Genomic DNA, 24,123 nt, shown 5'->3' with positions numbered 1-24,123 from the left:
TCAGGTTCGGCGGGCCTCGAACGGCCCGGTGAGCACGAAGCGCAGCGCGACACCGTCGACGCGCTCGCTGGTGAGGGCCACCAACCCGGGGTCGGTGACGTAGACGGTGATGACATACGGGCCGGCCGGGTCGGGCCGGCCGATGCCGGTGCCGACGGCGGCGAACCGCCGGGTGAGGTCGGCCCGGTGCGCGGCCAGCACGGCACGGACGGCGTCGAGCGAGCCAGGCTCAGCCACAGCAACCACCACGAAACGGCGGGTCGGATCGGCGCGTCGGGCCGGTGGCACCGGGGTCGATCGGAACCGGGTGCGACGTGGGGTCGCCATGTTCGTCGTCCGACCCGGTGTCGTCGGCGTACTCGGCGCAGAGCCGGACCAGCAGCCCTTCCGCCGACCGCCCGACGATCCGGACGGAGACGATGCCGGGACCGGTGAGAGTCACCGTCGCCGCACCCGGTGGTGAGTTCGCCGGCACGTCGACGCGGTCGAGTGACGCACCGTCGTCGTCGAGCGCGGTCAGCTCGACCGGTTTGCCGCCCTGGTTGACCAGGGTGACGATGACCCGGTCCGCCGGGTGGGGCAGGGCGACCTGGACGCCGGCGCCGAGTTGCAGGGCCGCACCTCCGGTGGGCGGCCCGACCGCGACGACCACCCGGCCGACGCCGTCCACGGAACGGACGAGGAACTCGTGGTCCGTCCACTCCGCCGGGAACTGCGTACCGGGCTGACGGTCGGCGAAGTCGAGGCAGTCGCGCGGCCGTGGCGGCGGCGGCTCCGTCGGGCAGTACGGCTGCACGGCCAGCAGGTCCACGTCGTCGAACCACACCCGCCCGCCGCCCCTTCGGGGTTCACGCCCGTCGGCCGCCGCCTCCAGGAACACGGTCAGCGCGGCAGCCTGGGCGGTGACGCGTACCGTCAGCGGGCTCCACCGCTGGGCGCTCGTGCCGGCGCTCCAGACGACGGCGGCGGAGGTCGGGTCGGTGCCGCCGGTGGGGTCGACGCCCAGCCGCGCGGTCGAGGGGTCGGCCTGGTCGAGGTCGTACCAGGCGGTGAGCTGGTAGGCCCAGCCCGGGTTGGCCCCGATCTGCTGCCGGACGCCGATCCGCTGCTGCGGACCGGGCACCAGCCCCTGTGCCCGGCGACCACCGTGCACCACGAAGTTGCTCGCGGCGTGCTGGCCGGTGCCGCCGGCCGCCGAGCCGGCCAGCACGTACGGCTCCCAGCCGTTGGCGACCTGTCCGGTGGTGCGCTGGGCGAACCCGTCCTCGAAATGCCGGTTGACCACGTCGACGGCACGGACCACCACCTCGTCGACACCTGTTCCGCCGTCGTCGTCGGTCACGGTGCACCGGGTCAGGAACGTCCCGCAGTCCGGGTAGCGGTGGGACAGCACCGCGGTCCCCCGGCCGGCCGGCGGCTCGTGCGTCTCGGTGACCACGGCCGGCAGCGGCGGGGTGCAGTCGCCGAAATCCCAGACGGCGGTGTGCGTGTCGCACCAACCGGGATCGGTGAACCGGGCGGTGAGGGTGAGGACCGTGCAGGGATAGGTGAACAGATCGGGGCCGGCGTCGACCACGGGCGGGACGTTGCGCACCGTCACGGTCCGGGTGTCGGTGGCCATCCCACCGTTCTGGTCCCGGACCCGCAGGGTCACCTCGTACACACCGTTGTCGCACCAGGCGTGCTGGACGGTGCTGGTGCCCTCGGCCCGGGGCGGGGTGTTGGTCTCCACGACCGTGCCCGGCTCGGTGGGTTGGGCGTCGCCGAAGTTCCAGGTGGTCTCGTGGGTGTCGACGTACTCGACGTCGCTGAAACGGCCGACGAGGGTGACCATCTCACCCTCGTCGACGGTGAGGTCCGGGCCGGCGTCGACCGTGGGCGGCACGTTTGCGACGTACACCAGCGCGAAGTGGCGGCTGGTGGCGCCGCCGGGCTGGTTGATCGTCAACGAGTGCGCCGCCAGGTAGGTGCCGCTGGCCGCGTAGACGTGGTTGACGTCCGCGGTGGCCGCCGGTGCCGCGCCATCGCCGGTCAGCCAGGTGTAGCCGGCCGCGGCGCTGGTGTGCCCCGCGGCCAACAGCAGGGCCGACTGGGCCGTCCCGGTGTACGGTCCGCTGCTGCGGGCGGCGAGCACCTCGGTGCTCTCGCAGGAGCTGAGCACCTCCAGGTCACCGCTGAGGAGGAGCCCGTCTGCGTTGATCACGACCGGGTCGAAGAAGACGGCCCTGACCCGCCCGATCCGGGCCAGCTCGGGCGGCCAGCCGGTGATGCCGCTGACCGCCCCGGTGATCGGGTCGACGAGGCGCGAACCGCCGATGTTGTTGACCACGGCCGTGATCACCGCGGCGACCACGATGATGATGATCCCGATCAGGATGCTCCCGGCGCCGAAGCTGATGATCGCCAGGATGATGGCGATGACCCAGAACAGGACCGACTCCTCGGGGTCGACGTCCGGTTCGCCGATCAGGTGGTTGTCCATCCGCTGGACGCCGTCGGGGTTGAGGTCGCCGTTCGGGGTCCAGTGCAGGCCCACGTCGGCCCGGAAGCTGGCGTCGACGTCGATGCTGCCCAGGATCGCGTCGATGACCGTCAACTCCCCGGTCATCCGGATCGACCCGTCGCGCAGTACGACGTCCAACTCACGGACGTCCGCCTTGTCGTCGCCCTGGTCGACGCGGCGCGGCAGGTCGCTGTCCGCCCAACCGTTGGTGACCCGGGCGGAGTCGATGTTCTGCTGCACGATCGTCCCGTCGAGCAGGATGGCGAAGTCCCGCCCGGCCGGTACGACGTTCGTCATCGCCCCGATGTCGGCGCCCCCGCCGGCGTTGATCGCGATCACCAGTAGGTCGGCGAAGACCCGGGTGGCGACGTTGTCGGCCTCGAACACCTCGCCCCCGACCTCCGGGGTCCACAGTGCCAGGAAGCCCCGCCCGGCCAGGTTGTCGAACAGCAGGTCGCCGATGGCCGTCTCGATCTGCGCCACGGTCGGCACCACGATGCTCTGCGCCCCGAAGCCGTGCACCAGCGCCGCCCCCTGCTGGTTGAGCTGGGCTTGCAGCGCGTTGTCGAGGAACCCGAAGAGGGTGGCGTTGTTGGTGGTGAAGTGGGTGCCCTCGATGCCGGGTGCCGGGCTGATCGGTCCCGCGACCACGGTCGCCGTGTCGAACCGCAACGTGTACGCCCCCGGCGGGGTCTCCAACGGCACCGTGATGGCGAGCCGGGTTTCCACAGCCATCGGGTCGGCCAGCGAAGGCGCCGCGCCAGCACCGACGATGTGGAACATTCGCAGGTAGATCGGCATGCTGATGAGGACATGTCCCGGATCGGGTTGACTGACGTCGATCCGGTGGGCCGGGTCGGCCTGGTCGTCGTAGATCTCCAGGTGGGTGTCGAGGGTGTAACTGCCGACGCCCAGGCCCAGCACCAGCCCGGTGTCGTCCTGCTCGTGCGGTATCGCCGGGATACCGGGGTGCAGCACGCCCCCGAGGCCGCCGTTCTCGTAGGCGAAGTGGACGTACTCGCCGAGGATCTGGACGAGCTTCGGGGCGAGAGGATCGCCGCTGGTCAGGGTCGCGGTGACCGCACTGCGGGGCAGGCCGTCGAAACGCAGCCCCACGTTCTTCGAACCGGGCAGCACCCCGATCGGCGCGACGGCATGCGCGGTGGCGGTGAGGTCCAGCAGGTGCGCGGATGGCACCGGCGGGTCGGAGACGATCACCTGGATGATCAGTCCGAAGGTGAGGTCGCACCCGTCGATGTCGGGTCGTGGAGTGGCGTCGAGTTGGTCCCGGGGGATCTCCACCTGGCCGCCGGCCGTGGTGAACCCGCCGATACCGAGGCCGGCGGGGACCGGCAGGTACTGCGGGATACGTCCCTCGTCGGTGCTGGTGTCGCCGCATTCGGCCGACTTCCAGGCACCCTGGAGGGCCTTGCGGAGAACGGGTGCGGTCGCCTCGATGACGACCTCGAAGCCATGGGTGTCGGCCATTGGTCCCCCTTCGGGGCCGGTGTGGTGGAGGCCGGAGGGTGTGGACGGCCGGATGCCGGGCCGGACGTCAAAAGCTGCTCGGGGCCGTCGCCGGGCGACGGGCCGCCCGTTGGTCAGCGGGGGTGGGTGTCGGGTTCCGGATCCGGCGCTGGCGACTGGAGCCGGCCGCGCACGGCGGTCAACGGCGTGGTCACCGCACCGCTGAGGATCGCAGCGAAGGCGTGCGGGGGTGCGAACCTCGGCCGGCGGGCGGAGATCCGCCGGTACTCCAGCAGCGGTTCCAGCACGGGGTGCCGGTCCCGGAGCGGTTCCAGCGGGTCGGGGCCGGCGCCGCCGGGCTGCCAACGCGGCGGGTCGGTGTCCGGTTGATCACCATCGGGGCACGGAAGCACGCCCAGGTCGGTCAGGAGCTGGCGGACCGCCGGGCCATCGTCGGGGTCGATCTGGCGATCGACCAGCCGGGCGATCGTCGTACGCAGCTCGGCGAGCTTCTCGGCGGCGGTCGGCCCGAGCCGGATGCGGTCACCGATGCCGGTACGGGTGTCGGGGTTGAACTCGTAGCCGAGGTGCTCGACAGCCAGCAGCGGATTCGTGGCTGCCGCGATCGCGACGGCGGGAGCGGCATTCAGCCGGGCGAGGATCACGCCGGCGCGAGCCTGTAGGTCAGCGAAGGTGTTGATCTGGTCGGCCATCGGGCCTCCCATTACTGGTGGTGACGTTGCCTGAACCCTAGGCCGCCACACCGCTCCCACCACACTCTATGTCCGCAGGATGACACAGGGTAATCGACGCAGGTCAGCGCACTGGCGGGCGATCCCAGCCGGCCGGCAGCCCAGCCGGTACGCCCCAGTTCGGCGGCGGGGCGTAGTCACACCAGGTGCCGTCGAACGGGAACGCGCCCGCCTCGGCGAGGCCGATCACCCGCTCCCCCTCGGCGCGGACCGCCTTCTCGTCGGTCACCCAGTAGTCCTCCGGAAAGGCGAGCCGCTCGACGAACTCGTCCTCGTCCTTCCACTGCCAGGTCCGATCCGAGGCGACGAGCACGTCCAGGTCCTGGTCGATCACGTCGACGCCAGCCGTCGGACCGTCGTCCCAGCGGACGCCGGGCTCCTCCAGATTGACGTACCAGTGGCTGAACCGGCCCGCCGCGTCGCGGAACCACCAGACGGAGTGCGCCGCCCCGGTGGGCAGAAACTTCAACAACGGCGGCCCGTTCCAGCGCCCCTCTGCGAGCTGGTACGTCGGCGTGACCCAGTCGGCGAACGGCAGCCCCCGCATGGTCAGGCCGACCCCGTTGACCTCGTGCGCCACCGGCGAGCCCTCCGCGATCCAGAGCAGCAGCCCTCGCTCGTCGTCGAGGACGACCCGCGCCGGCCGGACCCACCCGATCCGCCCCCGTCGCACGTTCCGGTGCAGGATCAGCCGACCTGACTCGAAGCGGTCGACAGTCACCTCAGTAGGCGCGGGCGAGGATGGCGATCAGGTCGGGCTCGTCCTCGGAGTCCGGCACCGAGCCGTCGGCGCGCAGCAGGCAGCGCACCGTGACGCCCTGGCCGTTCGCCTCGGCCTCGCCGGCCACGCCGACCGCCGACCACGGCACCCGGGCCCAGCCGGTCGCGGCGGCCTCGATCGCCTCGGCCAGGGTCGCCACCTCCACCGTGCGCGACTCGCGGTTGGCCAGAGCCTGGTCGTGCAGCACCTGCTGGTCGGTCTCCAGCGCGGCCAGCACCGCGGCGACCACGTCCGCCACCGGCGTCGGGGTCTTCGACCCGTCGGTCCGGCGCACGACGGTCGCGTTGCCGACGGCCAGATCACGCGGGCCGACCTCGACGCGTACCGGATAACCACGCAGTTCTGCGTCGACGGCCCGGCGGCCGAACGGGGTGTCGGTGCGGTCGTCGAGCGCGACCCGGACACCTGCGTCGCGCAGGCCGTCGCGCAGCTTGGCCGCCGCCTCGCCCACACCGTCGCCGTCCTTGACGACCATGACGTACGCCTGGATCGGCGCCAGCCTCGGCGGCACGCGCAGACCGTTGTCGTCGCCGTGGGCCATGATCAGGCCGCCGAGCATCCGGGTGGACGTGCCCCAGGAGGTGGTCCAGGCGTGCTCCCGGCCACCCTCCTTCGAGGAGTAGCTGATGTCGAACGCCTTGGCGAAGTTCTGGCCCAGCTCGTGGCTGGTGCCCAACTGCAGCGCCTTGCCGTCACCCATCATGCCTTCGCAGGTGTACGTGGCCGTCGCGCCGGCGAACCGCTCCCGCGTCGTCTTCAGGCCCACCACGACCGGGATGCCGATCACGTTGACCATCAGGTCCTCGTACGCCTCGTGCAGGATCCGCCGCGCGTACGCCCGGGCGTCCTCGCGGGTGGCGTGCGCGGTGTGCCCCTCCTGCCAGAGGAACTCGCTGGTACGCAGGAAGATCCGCGGGCGCAGCTCCCACCGGACCACGTTCGCCCACTGGTTGAGCAGCAGAGGCAGGTCCCGGTACGAGTCGATCCACTTGGCCATGAACTCGCCGATCACCGTCTCGCTGGTGGGACGTACCACCACCGGCTCGGCGAGGGGCTTGCCGCCACCGTGCGTGACGACCGCCAGCTCCGGCGAGAAGCCCTCGACGTGCTGGGCCTCCCGCTTGAGGTAGCTCTCCGGGATGAAGAGCGGGAAGTACGCGTTCTCCGCACCCGCCGCCTTGATCCGGGCGTCCATCTCGGCCTGCATACGCTCCCAGATGGCGTAGCCGGCTGGTCGGATGACCATGGTGCCGCGAACCGGGCCGTTGTCGGCCAGCTTCGCCTTGGCGATCAGGTCCTGGTACCAGCGGGGGAAATCCTCCGCACGGGGAGTGAGCACGCGTGCCATGACCGCACATCCTATGCGCCGCTCGTCGGGGCAGTGCGCTCGGGCGCGGCATCGTCAGCATCTGCCCTCACGACCTTCCTCAATCCGCACCGCGGAGCCCAGATCGAGGCGCACCGAGCCGACCTACACTTCGACCAGAATGATTGAGCAGAGGGACCCCACCCCGGTACGGACCGGCATCGTCGACGCGGCCCGCGCGCTCACCGTCGCGACCGGATGGGACGGCGTCCGGATGGGTACCGTCGCGGACGCCGCCGGGGTGAGCCGGCAGACCGTGTACAACGAGTTCGGCAGCAAGGCAGGGCTGGCCGAGGCGCTCGCCCGCGCCGAGGTGGACCGGTTCGTCGGCGCCGTCCGGACCGCCCTGCTCGCCCACGGCACCGACGTACGGGCCGGCGCGTACGCGGCCATCGCGCACACCCTCACCACGGCGGCGGAAAACCCCCTGGTCAAGGCCATCCTGGCCAGCGCCCGAGGCGGCTCGGACGAGCTACTGCCGTACCTCACCACCCGGGCCGAGGTGGTGCTCACCGAGGCGTCCGGCGCGCTTGTCGACTGGGCCGGCGACCACCTGCCCGGAGCCGACCCGGCCCCGCTGGCCTTCGCCGCCGACACCACCGTCCGCCTGGTGGTCAGTCACATCGTGCTTCCCCGCGAACCGATCGAGCAGACCGCCACGGCCCTCGCCGACCTCGCCGTAACCCTCTTCAGCGCCGCCGCCCGCCCAGCCCCCTGACGTCGCGCACCCGCCCACTGACCGACGCGACCCGGCCCGGCGACGCTTGTGGGGTCAGCGGATGACGCGGCCGCGGAGGATCGTGCGGGACGGGGCGCGGACCACCCGAAGGTCGCGGCGGGGGTCTTCGGGGTAGACCGTCAGGTCGGCGAGGCCGCCCTCGACCAGGCCGGGGAAGCCGAGCCACTCCCGGGCGCCCCAGGAGGCGGCGGCGAGTACGTCGATGGGTGCCAGGCCGGCCTGCTCGTGCAGCAGCAGCATCTCCTCGGCGGCCAGCCCGTGGTCGATGCCACCCCCGGCGTCGGTGCCCACGTAGATCGGCACTCCGGCCTCGTGCGCGGCACGTACCACCTCGGGGAAGCTGTCGCGCAGCGCGAGCATGTGTTCGGCGTACCCGGGGAACTTGCCCCGCGCCTGCTCGGCGATGCCCCCGAAGGTGGCGATGTTGATCATTGTGGGGATCAGCGCGGTGCCCTGGCGGGCCATCTCGTCGATCAGGTCGAGGCTCAGGCCGGTGCCGTGCTCCACGGAGTCGACCCCGGCCCGCACCATGATCTCGACGGCCGATTCGGAGAAGGTGTGCACGGCGGCGCGTACCCCGGCGTCGTGTGCGGCCCGCACGGCGGCGGTGAGGGTGTCCGCGTCCCAGGCCGGCGCGAGGTCGCCCACGCCCCGGTCGATCCAGTCGCCGACCAGCTTGACCCAGCCGTTGCCGGCCCGCGCCTGGGCGGCGACCGCGGCGGCCACGTCGGTGGCGTCGACCTCCACGCCGATGTCGCGCAGGTAGCGCTTCGGCGGGGCGACGTGCCGGCCGGCGCGGGCCAGTCGCGGCAGGCCCGGCTCGTCGTCCAGTTCGGGGTACGGGTACGGCGAGCCGGCGTCGCGGATCGCCAGCACACCGGCGTCGCGGTCGATGTGGGCCAGCTCGCGGGCCTGGTCGAGCGAGGTGATCGGGGCGCCACCGCGGGCGATGCCGATGTGGCAGTGCGCGTCGACAAGCCCCGGCAGCACGAAACCGCCGTCGACGACCGTCTCCGCGCCGGGCACCGGGGTGAAGGTCACCCGGTCGCCGACCAGCCAGAGATCCCGGACCTCGTCGTCGGGGAGCAGCACACCGCGCACATGAAGAGCCATGCGCACAGTCCTACCCGATCACTCCTGGTCGGGGGCGAGCAGGTCGTTCTTCCGGGAGGTCAGCGCCGGCAGGTCCACGGAGACCTTCCACGGCCGCTCGGTGACGAACAGGTCCTCGGTGTGGGCGACCTGCTCATACTCGCGGTTGGCGCCGAGGGTGTACTCGGTGAGCGTGACGCGTTCCTGGAGCGGGTCCACCACCCAGTAGGACCGGATGCCGGCGTGCGCGTAGACCTTCGCCTTGTCGTACATGTCGCGGAGGGTGGAGGTTGGCGAGACGACCTCCACGGCGAGCAGGGCGTCCTCGACCGGTACGGGTGACTGGCCAGCGTGCTGACGCCGGATCACGACCACGTCGGGGCGTGGCTCGTTGCGCCGGTCGACCCCCATCGACAGGTCGAAGCTGACCAGGTATTCCGGCGGACAGTTGAGGCGAAGCGTGAGCAACAGTCGGACGCAGAGATCCTGGTGCACGGCAGTTGGCGACGGCAGGATCAACCTTCCGTTGATCAGTTCGTACGGAAGGTCCTTCGGCAGCTCGCCGAGATCGTCGACCGTCCACTCGTGCCGCTCCGGCAGGATCGGGGCTGCGACCATGACATCACCCTAAGAAAGGATGACGTCGCCCGCCGTCACCGACACGCGTCAGCGCGGGCCCTTGTCGCCGCCCTTGCCGAGCTTGTTGAAGTCGATCTTCGGGAGCTTGAAGCCGGGCGGAAGGCCCTGGCCACCGGCGAGATCGTTCGGGTCCATTCCCGGCGGGAGCTGCGGCATGCCACCCGGGAAGCCGGCCGGCATCCCGGCGCCGGCTCCGGTACGCGGACGACCGCCGCCCTTGGTGCCCTTGCGCTTGTTCTTCGGGCTCTTGGTCGCCTTGCGCCGGCCGCCGCCGGGCAGGCCCATCATGCCGCCCATCTGCTTCATCATCTTCTGCGCGTCGGCGAAGCGGTTGAGCAGCTGGTTGACGTCCATCACGGTGACCCCGGAGCCGTTGGCGATGCGCGCCCGGCGGGAACCGTTGATGATCTTCGGGTTGGTGCGCTCGCCCGGGGTCATCGACCGGATGATCGCGGTGACCCGGTCGAAGTGGCTGTCGTCCAGCTCGGAGAGCTGGTCCTTCATCTGCCCCATGCCCGGCATCATGGCCAGCACGTTGGCGATCGGGCCCATCCGCCGCACCGCGATGAGCTGGTCGAGGAAGTCGTCCAGGGTGAACTGCTCGCCGCCCATCAGCTTGGCGGTCATCTTCTCCTTCTGATCGGAGTCGAAGGCCTGCTCGGCCTGCTCGATCAGAGTGAGGACGTCGCCCATGCCGAGGATCCGGCTGGCCATCCGGTCGGGGTGGAAGACGTCGAAGTCCTCCAACTTTTCACCGGTGGACGCGAACAGGATCGGCTGCCCGGTCACCTCGCGCACCGACAGGGCGGCGCCACCACGGGCGTCACCGTCGAGCTTGGAGAGCACCACGCCGGTGATGCCGACGCCGTCGCGGAACGCCTCGGCGGTGCGGACGGCGTCCTGACCGACCATCGCGTCGATGACGAAGATGACCTCGTCCGGCGAGACGGCGTCGCGGATGTCGGCGGCCTGCTGCATCATCTCGGCGTCGATGCCGAGCCGGCCGGCGGTGTCGACGATGACGATGTCGCGGGCGGCACGCTTCGCGTGCTCGATCGACGCGCGCGCCACCTGCACCGGGTCACCGGTGCCGTTGCCGGGCTCCGGGGCGTACACCTCGACGCCGGCCCGACCACCGAGCACCTGGAGCTGCCCGACGGCGTTGGGGCGCTGGAGGTCGGCGGCGACGAGCAGCGGCTGGTGGCCCTGGGCCTTGAGCCAGCGGGCCAGCTTGCCGGCCAGGGTGGTCTTACCGGAACCCTGCAGGCCGGCCAGCATGATCACGGTCGGCGGCTGCTTGGCGAACTGGAGCCGCCGGCCCTCGCCGCCGAGCACGGTGATCAGCTCTTCGTTGACGATCTTGATGATCTGTTGGGCCGGGTTGAGCGCCTGGGAGACCTCGGAGCTGCGGGCCCGCTCCTTGACGGCCGCGATGAAGCCCTTGACGACCGGCAGCGCGACGTCCGCCTCCAGCAGCGCGAGGCGGATCTCGCGCGCGGTGGCGTCGATGTCGGCGTCGGTGAGCCGTCCCTTGCCGCGGAGCTTGGTGAAGATCCCGGACAGGCGGTCACTCAAGGTGTCAAACACGCGAACATCCCGTTTGTCAGTGTTCCGGCGGGCACAACGCGGCCGGCACTGCGGAGTCCGGCCACCGCTAGGGTAGCCGCCCGGCCGCAAGGCCGCTGTCGCCCGGCCCGGGCCTCACCCCGACACCAACCCCGACTGGTACGCGAACACGACGAGCTGGGCCCGGTCCCGGGCTCCCAGCTTGCCCATCGCCCGGCTGACGTGCGTGCGCGCGGTCGCCGGGCTGAGCACCAGCCGGGCGGCGATCTCCTCGTTGTTCAACCCCTCGCCGACCAGGCCGACCACCTGGCGCTCCCGGTCGGTAAGCGTGTCCAGCCGAGGGTGCGGGCGGGGCACCCGGGACGGCCGGGTGGCGAACTCCCGCACCACCCGACGGGTCACCGACGGCGACAGCAGCGCCTCCCCCTCGGCGACCAACCGGATCGCGCGCAGCAGCTCGGTCGGTCGGGTGTCCTTGGTGAGGAACCCGCTCGCGCCGTGCCGCAGCGCGTCGAAGACGTATTCGTCGAGCTCGAAGGTGGTCAGCACCACCACCCGCGTACCTGTCAGTTCGGGGTCCGCGACGATCCGCCGGGTCGCCTCGATGCCGTCGATGCCAGGCATCCGGACGTCCATCAGCACCACGTCGGGTCGCTCCCGGCGCGCCAGCTCGACCGCCCGCAGCCCGTCGGCCGCCTCGCCGGCCAGCGCCAGGTCGTCCTCGCTCTCCACGAGCGCGCACAGACCGAGGCGGACGAGGTCCTGGTCGTCGGCGATCAGCACCCGGATCACGGCGCCGGCTCCGTGGGCAGCCGCGCGTACACCCGGAAGCCGCCGCCGGCGTGCGGCCCGGCGCTCAACCATCCGCCCAGCGCCGCGACCCGCTCCCGCATCCCGGCCAGACCGTGCCCGCGTTCCTCGTCGGGCGGGTCGGGTTCGGCGGCCCCGGCACCCCGGTCGGTGACCTCCACCGTCACCTCGTCGGCGCGGTAGTCCACGGTCACCCGCGCGTTCGCCACGCCCGCATGGCGCAGCACGTTCGTCAACGCCTCCTGCGCCACCCGGTACGCGGCCAGATCCAGCGCGGCCGGCAGTTCCCGGGGGGCGCCGACCACCCGTACGTCGACGGTGAGCCCGGCTCCGGCGAGCCGGTCACGCAGTGCCGGTAGGCGGGCCAGGCCAGGTATCGGCTCGCGCTCCGCACCTTGGCGCACCGCGCCCAGCGTGACCCGGAGCTCGTCCAGCGCCTCACGGCTGGTCCGGCTGATCGCGGTCAACGCGGTCTCGGCCTGCTCGGGTCGTTTCGGCAGCAGGTGCAGGGCGATCTCCGCCTGCATGCTGATCGCGGCCAGCCCGTGTCCCACCACGTCGTGCACCTCCTGCGCGATCCGCAACCGCTCCTCGTCAGCCCGCCGCCGGGCCTCCTCGGCGCGACCGCGGGCCTCCTCGGCCCGGCTGCGCGCCGCCACCTCGCGGTTGACCCGCACCACGACCCCCACCGCGAACGGTACGGCCACCCAGGCCGACGCGGGCAGCACTCCGGTCCAGCCCGGCGCGGGCCCCCGGGTGAAGAAGACGTGCGCCAACAACGCCACGAACGCCCCACCGGTGGCGATCGCCGCCGGGCGCACCGGCAGTCGCACGGTCACGGTGTACACCGCCACCAGGAACATGAGCAGGATCGGGCCGTACGGATAGCCGAGCACCAGGTACGTCGCGGTTGCCGCGCTGACCAGGGCGAGGGTGGCGACCGGGGCGCGCCGCCGGGCCAGCAGGGCGAGCGCGGCGACCGCGATCAGCACCCGGCAGACCGCGTCCAGAGGCCTCGACCCGGGCTGGTTGTCTGCGGCCAGATCGGTGGCGAGTTGCCCGAACCCGAGCAGCGCCAAGGCGAGCGCGGCATCCGCCACCTCGCCTCGCCTCGCCCACTGCCCGCCTCGTCGCATGGCCGTCATTCTGCCCGCGCCGACGCCCCCCGACCTGCGCCCAAGAGCGACACCGCCCCTACGCCCCCGAACGTACCCAGCCCACCTAGCCCCGCGATCTTGCACTTTGTGTCGCCGTAATGCGCTTTTTTGCGAGGTATACGGGGACAGGAAGTGCAAGATCGACACAGGCCCTAAACCGCGGCGAGGACCGCTTGCTCCAGGCGTGCCCGGGCCTCGTCGTCCGGCCAACCGCCGACCAGGTAGAAGGCGTCCACCACATCGGCGCCGAGAGTGGAGATGCGCGCCGCGCGGACCAGGGCGCCCGCCTCGTCGAGGGCGCAGGTGACCCGGTAGAGCAGGCCGGCCGCGTCGGCCGCGCGCAGCTCCAGCAGCACGGCGTCGGTGGCCGCCTCGCGGTGCCAGACCACCCGGGGAGCGGCACCGCTGCCACGGGCGGCCAGCGCCCGGCCGCGCAGTCGCTGGGTGACCGACACGTCGCCGCCGACCGCCCGGCGCAGGTCGGCGCGCAGCGGCACCGGGTCCGGCGGCAGGCCGTAGCGGGGTTGCACCCGGCACTCGACAAGTGCTCGGCCGTCGACCACTGAGGCGTCCGCGGAGATCACTTCCAGCCGGTGCAGGGCCAGGCAGCCGGCGACCGTGGCGAGCAGGCCCCGCCGGTCGGCCGCGGCGACCGACACCCGGTCCCCGGTGAGGTGGACGACCGGCAGCGGGCCGGCCAGCAGTGCCGGGTCCGGTGCCGGCGGCTCGGGCAGCACGCCGGTGTCGAGCGCGGTGCGGACCCGGGCGACCAACTCGGCGACGAGTCGTCCCTTCCAGTCCGACCAGGCCGCCGGCCCGGTCGCCGCCGCGTCGGCCCGGACCAGCGCGTGCAGCAGGTCGAGGGTGCCGGTGTCACCGACCGCCTCGGCCACCGAGGCGATGGTGACCGGGTCGGACAGATCCCGGCGGGTGGCCACGTCCGGCAGCAGCAGGTGCAGACGGACAAGCGTGCCGATCAGCTCGACCTCGCCGGGTGGCAGACCGATCCGGGCCGCCGCCGCCTGGGCCACCGGCACCCCGACGGTGCTGTGATCACCGGGAAGGCCCTTGCCGATGTCGTGCAGGAGAGCACCGAGGAGCAGCAGGTCGGGGCGTTCCACCTCGCGGGCGTGCCGGCTGGCCTCGTGCGCGGTCTGCACGAGGTGCCGGTCGAGGGTGTAGCGGTGCACCGGGTTGTGCTGGGGCAGGCTGCGCAGTCGGGTCCACTCGGGCAGCCAGCCGTCGACCAGCCCGTACCTGTCGCAGGTCTCCCAGGCGGGCACCAGGCCGGGCCCGGCGCCGAGCAGTGTGGTCAGCGCGGCTCGGGCCTCGGCCGGCCAGGGCGCGGGCAGCGGCGGGCAGTAGGCCGCCAGCCACTCACAGGTGGCCCGTGCGATCGGCAGGCGGGTCGTGGCCGCCGCGGCAGCCATCCGCAGCGAGAGGCTCGGGTCGGGGCGTGCCCCGATCGCCGTCCGGGCCAGCACCAACTCACCGTCGTGCTCGACCACGTCACGGGCCACCGGGCGACGCGCCGAGCGGCCGTTGCCGCCTCGGGACCGGCCGGAGCGCAGTCGGTCGGCGGCGCGGAAGGCGTCATCCAGAGCGTGGCTGACCGTGCGGGCGTCACCGGCGACCCGGCGTAGGAGGGCGTCGCCGTCCTCCAGACCGAGCAGGGCGGCCACCCCGTCGCGTTCCTGGGCGACCAACCGGTCGACCCGCCGGCCGACCTGCTGGTGCAGGGCGTCGCGGGTGTCCAGCAGGCGAAGGTGGGCGGCGCGTACGGCGGGACGCAGCGCGTCGGTGATGCCGGCGGCGGCGATCGCCCGCAGCAGGCCCACGTCGCGCAGGCCCCCGGCGGCCTCCTTGAGGTCGCCCTCCAGCAGAAACGCCAGCTCACCGTGGGCCTGCCAGCGCGCGGTGGTGACCTCCCGCAGGCCGGGCAGGTGTCGTACGGCGGTACGCCGCCAGTGGTCGGCGGCGGTCCGGCTCAGCGCGTCGGCAAGCGTCTGGTCGCCCACCACCAGGCGGGCGTCGAGCAGCCCGAGGGCGACCTTGACGTCGTCCTGGGCAACCGAGAGCGCCTCGGCGACGGTGCGTACCGAATGGTCGAGTCGCAGGCCCGCGTCCCAGATCGGATACCAGATCGAGGAGGCCAACTCGTTCGTGCCGGGCACCCCGGCGTGCAGCAACACCAGGTCCAGGTCGCTGTACGGAGCACACTGCCGCCGACCCAGCCCTCCGACGGCAAGCAGTGCCACTCCGTCCCGCCCCGGCAGCAACCTGCGCAGAAACGTGTCGTAGGAGGCCGCCCGGGCCAGCCGGGCGGCCTCCCCGATCCCCCCGGGAACGCCGACGACCTCGTTGATCAAGAGGTGCGCGTCACCGTCACCTGTGTTGCCTGACGCGTCCTTCTTGATCAACGAGGTCATGTCGGTCGTGGTCTCCAGATCTACAGTGCGTCGAGGCCGCGTTCGCCGGTACGCACCCGGACGACCTCTTCGACACCGGTGACCCAGACCTTGCCGTCACCGATCTTGCCCGTGCGGGCCGCCCCGACGATGGCGTCCACCACCTTGTCCACGTCGATCTCGTCGGTGAGCACCTCTACCCGGATCTTGGGCAGGAACTCGACCGTGTACTCGGCACCCCGGTAGACCTCGGTGTGCCCCTTCTGCCGCCCGTACCCCTGAACCTCGCTGACGGTCAGCCCGGCCACCCCGAGGGCGTGCAGGGCCTCCTTCACCGCGTCCAGCTGGTACGGCTTGATGACCGCGGTCACCAGCTTCATGTCCAACCCCTCCATCCCTGGAACGTTAACCGGCGACCTTTTCGCTTACCGGCTCGGCGGACTCGGCCTCCGGCTTGGCGCCACTCGTCGTGCCGCCACCGGGGGTGCCGATGCCGGCCATCGCGAACGCGCTGCCCGTGCCGCCCCCGGCCGGGGACAGGTCGTAGCTGCTCTCGGCGTGCTCGCCGATGTCGATGCCCTCGACCTCGGCCTCTGCCTTCACCCGGAACCCGATCGTCTTCTCGATGACGAAGGCGAGCACCCAGGCGATGGCGAACGACCAGACGGTGACGATCAGGCCGGCGAGGGCCTGCCGTCCGAGCTGGGTGACGCCGCCGCCGTAGAAGAGACCGTCGGAGGCGCCCACCACGTCGGTGATCGCGGCGTTCACCGAGTTGGTGGCGAAGAGGCCCAGCCAGAGCGAGCCGATCCACCCACCGACGAAGTGCACGCCGACCACGTCGAGCGAGTCGTCGTAGCCGAGCTTGTACTTGAGGCTGACGGCGAGCGCGCACACCACGCCGGCGACGATGCCGAGCAGGACGGACGCCCACGGTGCGATGAAACCACACGCCGGGGTGATGGCGACCAGACCGGCGACGGCGCCGGACGAGGCACCGACCATCGTCGGCTTACGGTCCTTGACCCACTCGACCGCGATCCAGCCGAGCACCGCAGCCGCCGTGGCGAGCTGGGTGTTGATGAAGGCGAGGCCGGCGACCGAGTCGACGGTCAACTCCGAACCGGCGTTGAACCCGAACCAGCCGAACCACAGCAGACCCGCACCGAGCGCGACAAGCGGGATGTTGTGCGGCTTCATGCCCTCGCGCGGCCAACCGAGCCGCTTACCGAGCACAAGCGCCACGGCCAGGGCCGCCGCACCGGCGTTGATGTGCACCGCGGTGCCACCGGCGAAGTCCAGCGCGTGGATGTCACCGCCGATGATGCCGCCGCCCCACACCCAGTGCGCGACCGGGAAGTAGACGAGCGTGGCCCAACCGAAGGCGAACAGCAGCCAGCCGGCGAACTTGGCCCGGTCGGCGATGGCACCACTGATCAGCGCGACGGTGATCACCGCGAAGACCATCTGGAAGGCCATGAACACGTAGAGCGGGACCCCGATGCCGCTGGGGTTCTCCGCCGTGGCACCCCACAGGTCGGTCTCGGCGAGGAAGGTCTTGGTGCCGAGGTACGCGCCCGGGTCGCCCCAGAAGCCGTTCACGTCGGTCCCGAAGGCGACGCTGAAACCGTAGAACCACCACAGAATAGAGATGAGCCCGATGGCGGAGAAGCTCATCATCATCATGTTGAGTACGCCCTTGGCCCGGTTGAGGCCGCCGTAGAACAGCGCCAATCCGGGGGTCATGAGCAGCACGAGCGCGGTCGAAACCAGCAGCCACGTAGTATTGGCGCCGTCGATCGTCGGTGCTTCAGGCACGCTGGCCTCCTAAAGGTGAAGTCCTCCTTCGCGGCTTTCCGGGGCAGCGTCGCCCGTAGGCCGGTTGCGCGGAAGCTTCGCGGCCGGCTGTTTCACCCACGGTCCCGTGCGGGTTTCCGGTTCGTGACGGGTTGTTTCGTACGTGTCACGAACTCCGCACAGTCAGCGGCATGGACAATGGTGGATCGTTCGGACGGCGCACGTCGATGGCTGACCGGCCAGGCGCATCGACCGGTCCGCTTGACGGGACCGGCCGAGCATCGCCCGTCCCGCGCTCAGCGGAGGGCGTTTTCCAGGGCGTGCCGCTCGTAGTCGAGCAGCCGCAGATCCCGCATCGGCCGGCGCAGGTGGCCCTTGTGCACGATCCGGACGAACGCCGGCTCACCGGCGGCGGCCATCCGGCGGATCCCCTCGACGTGATCCACGATCCGTTTGCGGATGGTCCGGATCAGCCGGTGCCGGTCGCGCGGGATCAACCCGTACGCGTCGGCGAAGAGCCGGAGCCGGCGCGGCCGGTCCGGGTGCTTCCAGCCCAGCGTGATCGAGTCCCGGTCCGCGAAGATCGGCACCCAGGTCCAGGCCGCGTACGCCACGTCGTAGATCCGCGCCCCGGGCGAGGCGAGATCGAAGTCGATCAGCCCGAGGGTGCCGTCCGGCCGCCAGATCACGTTGTGCGGCGCGGCGTCGTGGTGGCAGATCACCTCGGTGTCCGGCGGTGGGGGCCCGAACGAGCGCCAGACCGCCTGCGGCGGCGGGGTGAACCCGTACTGCGCGTCGTGGAACATCCGCAGCATGGTGGCGACGGTGACCAGCGCCTCGTCGGTCACCCAGTGCGGGGCGAGCGGGTATTCGCCGCACTCCCCCTCCAGGTATGACAAAACCTCACGGTTGCGCTCGTCCATCCCGAGCGCCCGGGGAGCGCCGGTGAAGCCCACGTACTCCAGGTGCCGCAGCAGGGCGTGCACGGACGGCGTCCACGGCCCGGCGTTGCGGCGGACCGTGTCACCGACCCGGACGACGGTGCTGACGTTGCCGCCGTGCAGCGGGATCTCCTGCGAAGTCACGTACGGTCTCCCGAGGCGCTGCGAGGGGTGGCCGGGCTCGCGCCAGCCCGCGTACGCGCGATCGTCGGTGGTCACCCGAGACTACGCGTCCCGTCCGGTGGCCTCGGTCCCCAGCAACGCGTCCACGAACTGCGCCGGGTCGAACGGGGCCAGATCGTCCTTGCCTTCGCCGAGGCCGACCAGCTTCACGGGGATGCCGAGCTTGCGCTGCACGGCGATCACGATGCCACCCTTGGCGGTGCCGTCGAGCTTGGTCAGCACCACCCCTGTCACGTTCACCACCTCGGTGAAGACCCGGGCCTGTTCCAGGCCGTTCTGACCGGTCGTGGCGTCCAGGATGAGCAGTGTCTCGTCGATCGGGCCCTGCTTCTCCACCACGCGCTTGACCTTGCCCAGCTCGTCCATCAGGCCGACCTTGTTCTGCAGGCGGCCGGCGGTGTCGATGAGCACGGTGTCCACGCCGGTGTCGATGCCGCGCTTGACCGCGTCGAAGGCGACGCTGGCCGGGTCGGCGGCCTCGGGCCCACGGACGGTCTCCGCGCCGACGCGCGAGCCCCAGGTCTCCAGTTGGTCGGCGGCGGCGGCCCGGAAGGTGTCCGCGGCGCCGAGCAGCACGGTCCGACCGTCGGCCACCAGCACCCGGGCGATCTTGCCGCAGGTGGTGGTCTTGCCGGCCCCGTTGACGCCGACGACCAGGACCACCGCCGGTACGCCGTCCTTCGGGGCGGTCCGCAGCGACCGGTCCAGGCTCGGGTCGAGCGCGTTCACCAGTTCGGCGGCGAGCAGCGCGCGCAGCTCGGAGGCCGAGCGGGTGCCGAGCACCCGGGTGCGCTCGCGGAGCCGGTCGACGATGTCGCGGGTGGCGTCGACGCCGACGTCGGCGGTGATCAGGCTGTCCTCGATCTCCTCCCAGACGTCCTCGTCGAGGTGGTCGCGGGCGAGCAGGCCGAGCAGCCCCTTGCCGAAGACGCTCTGCGAGCGGGACAGCCGCGAGCGGAGCCGGACCAGCCGTCCGGCGGTCGGCTCGGGCACCTCCACCGGGGCGGGCGCCTCGATGACCGGCGGCGGCTCGACAAGGACGCCGGTGGACAGATCGGACTCCGGTGCCTCCACCGGCGGGCCGGCGAGATCCTCCTCGGCTCTGGTGTCGACCTCGGTGCGGGCAAGCGGGGGCTCGGGCCGCCGCCGCAGTCGCGGCACGACCAGCCCGACTGTGCCGGCGATCAGCACACCGAGCAGGACCAGAGCGAGGACGACATATTCGGCCATGCCGGAATCCTGTCAGATGCCGGCGGCGGCGTCCCAGCCACCGCACCCGTGAGCGCCGCCCGGGGTGTCCGCCACCGCACCCGTGAGCGCCGCCCGGGGTGTCCGCCACCGCACCCGTGAGCGCCGCCGGGAGTCGCCACCACCGCCCCGCGAGCGGCGCCCGGGGTCTCTGCCACCGCACGCGGCCGGTGCCCGCAACCGGCGGTAGGCTCGGCCGCATGTCCGCCGCACACCTCCTCATCGGCCCCCTCCTGCGGCGAGTCGTCGACACCCGCGCGACCGTCTGGGTGGAGACGGCGGCGCCCGCCGTGGTCACCGTCCGCACCGCCAGCGGCGCCACCGGCACCGCGCCCACCTTCTCGGCGTACGAGCACCACTACGCGTTGGTGGTGGTGGAGGGGCTCACCCCGGACAGCGAGACCAGTTACGAGGTGCTTGTCGACGACGAGGTGGTCTGGCCGGTGCCCAGCAGCGGCTTCCCGCCGAGCGTGATCCGCACCCGGGCCGCCGACGACCTGGACCAGCCGGTCAACCTGATCTTCGGCTCGTGCCGGGAGACCACCCAGCACGCCACCACCCGGAAGCTGCCGCCGGACGCGCTGGACGCGTACGCCCGGCGGTTGATGGCCGACCCGGAGGCGAACCCGCTGCCCGACCTGTTGGTGCTGCTCGGTGACCAGGTCTACGCCGATGTCACCTCGCCCACGGTGCGCCGGCTGCTGCGTCGGCGGCGGCGGCGGCCGAAGGGCGCCCCGGCCGACCAGGTGGTGAGCTTCGACGAGTACACAAAGCTCTACCTGGAGTCCTGGCGCGATCCGGAGATCCGTTGGCTGCTCTCCACCGTGCCGAGCGTGATGATCTTCGACGACCACGAGATCATCGACGACTGGAACACCTCGGCGGCCTGGCGTGCCGAGGTGCGCGAGCAGCCGTGGTGGCAGGAGCGGATCGGCAGCGGGCTCGCCTCGTACTGGGTCTACCAGCACCTGGGCAACCTGTCCCCCGACGAGATCGCCGCGGACCCGGTCTTCGCGAAGGTCGCCGCCGCCGAGGACGCCACGGGCGTGCTGCGCGAGTTCGGGCACCGGGTGGACCAGGAGTCGGACGTGGCGCACGACACCGAGCGCTGGCGCGCGGTGCAGTACCAGTGGAGTTACGCGCTGGACCTGGGCCGGACCCGGCTGGTCATGCTCGACAACAGGTGCAGCCGGGTGCTCGACCCGGGCAGCCGGGCCATGCTGCCGCCGGGCGAGTGGTCCTGGTTCCTCGACCAGGCGCACGGCGTCTACGACCACCTGGTGGTCGGCGCGTCGCTGCCCTGGCTGCTCCCGCAGGGCATCCACCACATCGAGGCGTGGAACGAGAAGCTCGCCGACTCGCGTCGCCCCTGGGTGGCACGCGGCGCGGAGAAGCTGCGCCGCGCCCTGGACCTGGAGCACTGGGCGGCGTTCCGGCGCTCGTTCGAGGCGCTCGCGGAGACCTTCGCCCGGATCGGCACCGGCACCCCGGGGCAGTCCGGCGCGCGGGTCGGCGCCGGTCCGGCGTACGCCCCGCCGGCGTCGATAAGCGTGCTCTCCGGGGACGTGCACCACTCGTACGTGGCTCGGGCCCGGTTCTTCGACCCGGCGGTGGTCACGCCCGTGCACCAGCTCACCTGCTCCCCGATCCACAACCAGGTGCCGGCCGGCATCCGTCCGCTGATGCGGTTGGGCTGGTCGTCGGGCCCGGCCGGGGCCACCCGGGCGTTGGCGCGTTCGGCGGGCGTACGGCGGCCGGGTGTGCGCTGGCGCAAGCTGGCCGGTCCCTACTTCGGCAACGCGGTCGCCACGCTCACCCACCAGGGGCGTGGTGCGGACGTGGTCATCGAGGGCACCACGAAGGACGGCCACCTACGCCCCGTGATGCGGCGTCGACTCTCCGGCGGCGGTGAGTCGATCGCGCCGTAGTCTCTACGCCGTGGATGAGCACCTGCCGGAGCCGATCCGGGCGGTCGAGCACGAGTTGACCGCTCTGCTGCGTCGTGGACGGGCGGTTTCCTGGGAGATCGCCCGGGAGGTGCACCCGAATCTGGAGCCGAACACCTATGGGCTGCTGCTCTGGTTGCGGCGCAGTGGGTCGATCCGGTTGACCGAGTTGGCGTCGCGGCTCGGTGTGGGAAAGGGCACGCTGAGCCGGCAGATCAACGCGCTGGAGGCCCTGGGGCTGATCCATCGCGACCCCGATCCGAGCGACCGGCGGGCCGCGCAGATCCGCCTCACCGAGGAGGGTCAGCGCCGGTTCGACGTGGCCCGTGCGGCTCGGTTGGGTGAGTTCCTGCGCGCGCTGGACGGCTGGCCGAGCCGGGACGTCGAGGAGTTCGCCCGGCTGCTGGGCCGGTTCAACGACTCCTGGCAGTAGCGCCACCGGGCGGGGAATAGGACGCCGGTCCGCCAAGTTGTTGCTTCAGGCAACCAAGGCATACGGTTGCTTCAGGCAACTCCCAGGCGGCCCGCATGTACCAGCCCGCCGCCGTTCCACCTCGACTCCACTCGGAGGCACCAACGATGAGCCAGGCGACAGCGCCTCCCCAGGCGACCGCCGTGACCATGACCCACCGGCAGATTCTGGAGGCGCTCTCCGGCCTGCTGCTGGGCCTGTTCGTCGCGATCCTCTCCTCCACGGTCATCTCGAACGCGCTGCCGCGGATCATCACCGAACTGCACGGCGGCCAGTCCGCGTACACGTGGGTGGTCACCTCGGCCCTGCTCGCGACCACCGCGACTACCCCCATCTGGGGCAAAATGGCCGATCTGGTCAATAAGAAGACGCTGGTCCAGCTCGCCCTGGGGATCTACGTGCTGGGTTCGGTGCTCGCCGGCCTCGCGCAGGGCACCGGAGAGCTGATCGCCTGCCGGGTGCTCCAGGGCGTCGGCGCCGGCGGCCTCACCGCGCTGGCCCAGGTGATCATGGCCACGATGATCGCGCCCCGCGAGCGGGGCCGCTACAGCGGCTACCTCGGCGCGGTGATGGCCGTCGGCACCATCGGCGGCCCGCTGATCGGCGGCGTGATCGTCGACACCTCCTGGCTCGGCTGGCGCTGGTGCTTCTACGTCGGCGTGCCGTTCGCCATCGTCGCCCTGATCGTGCTCCAGAAGACCCTGCACCTGCCGGTGGTCAAGCGGAAGGCACAGATCGACTGGTGGGGTGCCACCCTGATCACCGCGGCCGTCTCGGTCCTGCTGATCTGGGTCTCGCTCGCCGGTGACCAGTTCGCCTGGGCCTCCTGGCAGACCGCCGTCATGGTCGTCGGCGCGCTGGCCCTCGGCGCCCTCGCCATCCGGGTGGAGACCCGGGCCGCCGAGCCGATGATCCCGCCGCGGCTGTTCCGCAACCGCACCATCACCCTCGCCGTGATCGCGAGCGTCGCGGTAGGTGTGGGCCTGTTCGGCGCGTCGATCTTCCTGGGCCAGTACTTCCAGATCAGCCGTGGCCAGAGCCCGACCATGTCGGGTCTGATGACCCTGCCGATGATCCTCGGCCTGTTGGTCGCCTCCACCGTGGGCGGGCGGATCATCACCAAGACCGGCCGCTGGAAGCGGTTCCTGGTGGCCGGCTCGGCGCTGCTCACCATCGGCTTCGCGCTGATGGGCACCCTCCGCGCGGACACCAACTTCACCCTGCTCAGCATCTACATGGCGCTCATCGGCGTCGGCCTGGGCCTGACCATGCAGAACCTGGTGCTCGCCGTGCAGAACACCGTCGGCCCGCACGAGCTCGGCGCGGCCAGCTCGGTGGTGGCGTTCTTCCGCAGCCTCGGTGGCGCGATCGGCGTCTCCGCCCTCGGCGCGGTGCTCGCCCACAAGGTCAAGGACTACACCGCCGACGGGTTGGCCCAACTCGGCATCCCCGCGTCCAGCTCCGGCAGCGGTGGCACCCTGCCCGACGTGCACACCCTGCCCGGCCCGCTGCGCGCGGTCGTGGAGGGCGCGTACGGCCACGGCGCCGGTGACATCTTCCTGGCCGCCGCCCCCTTCGCGCTCGTCGCGCTGATCGCGGTGATCTTCATCAAGGAGGTGCCGCTGCGCCAGCACAACGGCAACCCGGTTTCCGGCGAGGTCGAGCGGGAATCGACAGTCGCAGCCGGCGCGGGCGCGGCCGTGGTGCGCACCGGCGAGCAGAGGTGAGGTAGAGCCATGAGCGTGGGAGCACCGGACCGCGAGGAGTACGGCCCCCGGACCCGGCCGCTGCCGTTCGAGCGCGGCACCGACGGCCCCCGGGTGGTCATGGTGGGCGTCGACGGCACCCGCACCTCCGAGCGGGCCGGTGCCTACGCCGCCGGCCTGGCCCGCCGGCAGGGCGCCGCCCTGGTGGTGGTCTTCGTCAGCTCGGCGAGCGGACTGACCGCGCTGGTGCCCGGCATGGACGCCGGAGCGGTCCAGCGCACCCACGACGAGCTGGCCGACGAGCTGCGGCGGGAGTGCCGGCGAGCGGCCGAGCAGTGGGGCATCCCGGTGACCTTCCTGTTCCGGCGCGGCGACGCGTACGGCGAGTTGTGCGCGGCGGCCGACGAGTTCCAGGCCGACATGGTCGTGGTGGGCACCTCCGAGCAGGCCGGTCACCGGCTCGTCGGTTCGGTCGCCACGCGTCTGGTCCGCACCGGCCGCTGGCCCGTCGTCGTGGTGCCCTGAAAACCTGTCGCGACTGTCGTACCCG

The 24,123-nt window shown here is 71.8% G+C and carries 20 protein-coding genes; 5 read left to right on the top strand and 15 right to left on the bottom strand.

The genetic code is table 11. From position 1 onward, the window contains the following. The 5 genes from ACLQ29_RS27200 to proS all read right to left on the bottom strand — a co-directional run bounded on the left by ACLQ29_RS27200 (nt 1) and on the right by proS (nt 6,851). Nucleotides 1-237, bottom strand: a complete 237-nt coding sequence (locus ACLQ29_RS27200) for a hypothetical protein (protein ID WP_425774282.1) — start codon at nt 235-237, stop codon at nt 1-3. Further along, entirely contained in the window at nt 230-3,991 is a 3,762-nt protein-coding gene (locus tag ACLQ29_RS27195; protein WP_425774281.1) for a PKD domain-containing protein, read from the bottom strand. The genes ACLQ29_RS27200 and ACLQ29_RS27195 overlap by 8 nt, the downstream gene beginning before the upstream one ends. 113 nt (nt 3,992-4,104) lie before the next feature. Then, nucleotides 4,105-4,683, bottom strand: a complete 579-nt coding sequence (locus tag ACLQ29_RS27190; RefSeq protein WP_425774280.1) for a hypothetical protein — start codon at nt 4,681-4,683, stop codon at nt 4,105-4,107. A gap of 103 nt (nt 4,684-4,786) precedes the next feature. Continuing rightward, nucleotides 4,787-5,443, bottom strand: a complete 657-nt coding sequence (locus tag ACLQ29_RS27185; RefSeq protein ID WP_425774279.1) for a DUF402 domain-containing protein — start codon at nt 5,441-5,443, stop codon at nt 4,787-4,789. Between the two features lies 1 nt (nt 5,444). Beyond that, nucleotides 5,445-6,851 carry a proline--tRNA ligase gene (gene proS / locus ACLQ29_RS27180; protein ID WP_425774278.1) on the bottom strand — a complete coding sequence of 469 codons (1,407 nt, stop codon included), beginning with the start codon at nt 6,849-6,851 and terminating at the stop codon, nt 5,445-5,447. Between the two features lie 139 nt (nt 6,852-6,990). Here proS and ACLQ29_RS27175 point away from each other — a divergent pair, with 139 nt between their 5' ends. Next, a complete protein-coding gene (locus tag ACLQ29_RS27175; RefSeq protein ID WP_425774277.1) occupies nt 6,991-7,587 on the top strand; it encodes a TetR family transcriptional regulator in 597 nt (198 codons plus the stop codon). 54 nt (nt 7,588-7,641) lie between these two features. On the opposite strand, the gene ACLQ29_RS27170 is transcribed toward ACLQ29_RS27175, so the two are convergent. The 10 genes from ACLQ29_RS27170 to ftsY all read right to left on the bottom strand — a co-directional run bounded on the left by ACLQ29_RS27170 (nt 7,642) and on the right by ftsY (nt 19,431). Further along, on the bottom strand, nt 7,642-8,721 hold the full coding sequence (locus ACLQ29_RS27170; RefSeq protein ID WP_425774276.1) for an amidohydrolase family protein: 1,080 nt from the start codon (nt 8,719-8,721) through the stop codon (nt 7,642-7,644). An 18-nt stretch (nt 8,722-8,739) separates the two neighbouring features. Then, the gene (locus ACLQ29_RS27165) at nt 8,740-9,318 is read right to left on the bottom strand and encodes a Uma2 family endonuclease (RefSeq protein ID WP_425774275.1); all 579 of its coding nucleotides are present in this window, start codon (nt 9,316-9,318) and stop codon (nt 8,740-8,742) included. A gap of 48 nt (nt 9,319-9,366) precedes the next feature. Beyond that, nucleotides 9,367-10,926 carry a signal recognition particle protein gene (gene ffh / locus ACLQ29_RS27160; protein ID WP_425774274.1) on the bottom strand — a complete coding sequence of 520 codons (1,560 nt, stop codon included), beginning with the start codon at nt 10,924-10,926 and terminating at the stop codon, nt 9,367-9,369. Nucleotides 10,927-11,040: 114 nt separating this feature from the next. Further along, entirely contained in the window at nt 11,041-11,697 is a 657-nt protein-coding gene (locus ACLQ29_RS27155) for a response regulator transcription factor (protein ID WP_425774273.1), read from the bottom strand. Further along, nucleotides 11,694-12,851 carry a sensor histidine kinase gene (locus tag ACLQ29_RS27150; RefSeq protein WP_425774272.1) on the bottom strand — a complete coding sequence of 386 codons (1,158 nt, stop codon included), beginning with the start codon at nt 12,849-12,851 and terminating at the stop codon, nt 11,694-11,696. Before ACLQ29_RS27150 ends, ACLQ29_RS27155 begins: the two co-directional genes overlap by 4 nt. A 173-nt stretch (nt 12,852-13,024) precedes the next feature. Next, nucleotides 13,025-15,301, bottom strand: coding sequence for a [protein-PII] uridylyltransferase (locus ACLQ29_RS27145; RefSeq protein WP_425774271.1), 2,277 nt, complete (start codon nt 15,299-15,301; stop codon nt 13,025-13,027). Between the two features lie 20 nt (nt 15,302-15,321). Beyond that, entirely contained in the window at nt 15,322-15,660 is a 339-nt protein-coding gene (locus tag ACLQ29_RS27140) for a P-II family nitrogen regulator (RefSeq protein WP_172862163.1), read from the bottom strand. A gap of 25 nt (nt 15,661-15,685) precedes the next feature. Further along, complete coding sequence (locus tag ACLQ29_RS27135; RefSeq protein ID WP_425774270.1) at nt 15,686-17,098, bottom strand: ammonium transporter; 1,413 nt, start codon at nt 17,096-17,098, stop codon at nt 15,686-15,688. 275 nt (nt 17,099-17,373) lie between these two features. Then, nucleotides 17,374-18,237 carry an aminoglycoside phosphotransferase family protein gene (locus ACLQ29_RS27130; RefSeq protein WP_357077819.1) on the bottom strand — a complete coding sequence of 288 codons (864 nt, stop codon included), beginning with the start codon at nt 18,235-18,237 and terminating at the stop codon, nt 17,374-17,376. A gap of 6 nt (nt 18,238-18,243) precedes the next feature. After that, nucleotides 18,244-19,431 carry a signal recognition particle-docking protein FtsY gene (gene ftsY, locus ACLQ29_RS27125; RefSeq protein WP_425774269.1) on the bottom strand — a complete coding sequence of 396 codons (1,188 nt, stop codon included), beginning with the start codon at nt 19,429-19,431 and terminating at the stop codon, nt 18,244-18,246. A 218-nt stretch (nt 19,432-19,649) separates the two neighbouring features. Here ftsY and ACLQ29_RS27120 point away from each other — a divergent pair, with 218 nt between their 5' ends. The 4 genes from ACLQ29_RS27120 (at nt 19,650) to ACLQ29_RS27105 (ending at nt 24,098) form a co-directional block, all read left to right on the top strand. Then, entirely contained in the window at nt 19,650-21,377 is a 1,728-nt protein-coding gene (locus tag ACLQ29_RS27120; RefSeq protein WP_425774268.1) for an alkaline phosphatase D family protein, read from the top strand. 10 nt (nt 21,378-21,387) lie between these two features. Next, complete coding sequence (locus ACLQ29_RS27115) at nt 21,388-21,828, top strand: MarR family winged helix-turn-helix transcriptional regulator (RefSeq protein ID WP_425774267.1); 441 nt, start codon at nt 21,388-21,390, stop codon at nt 21,826-21,828. 146 nt (nt 21,829-21,974) lie between these two features. After that, nucleotides 21,975-23,594: an MDR family MFS transporter gene (locus tag ACLQ29_RS27110; protein WP_425774266.1), complete on the top strand. Its 1,620-nt coding sequence runs from the start codon at nt 21,975-21,977 to the stop codon at nt 23,592-23,594. A gap of 9 nt (nt 23,595-23,603) precedes the next feature. Next, nucleotides 23,604-24,098: a universal stress protein gene (locus ACLQ29_RS27105; protein ID WP_425774265.1), complete on the top strand. Its 495-nt coding sequence runs from the start codon at nt 23,604-23,606 to the stop codon at nt 24,096-24,098. Nucleotides 24,099-24,123: the final 25 nt, after the last annotated feature.

This window comes from Micromonospora sp. DT228, assembly GCF_049841595.1.
In the GTDB taxonomy this organism is placed as follows: Bacteria; Actinomycetota; Actinomycetes; order Mycobacteriales; family Micromonosporaceae; genus Micromonospora.
Note: the sequence above shows the minus strand (reverse complement) of the source record. Positions and strands in the feature narration are given on the sequence as shown.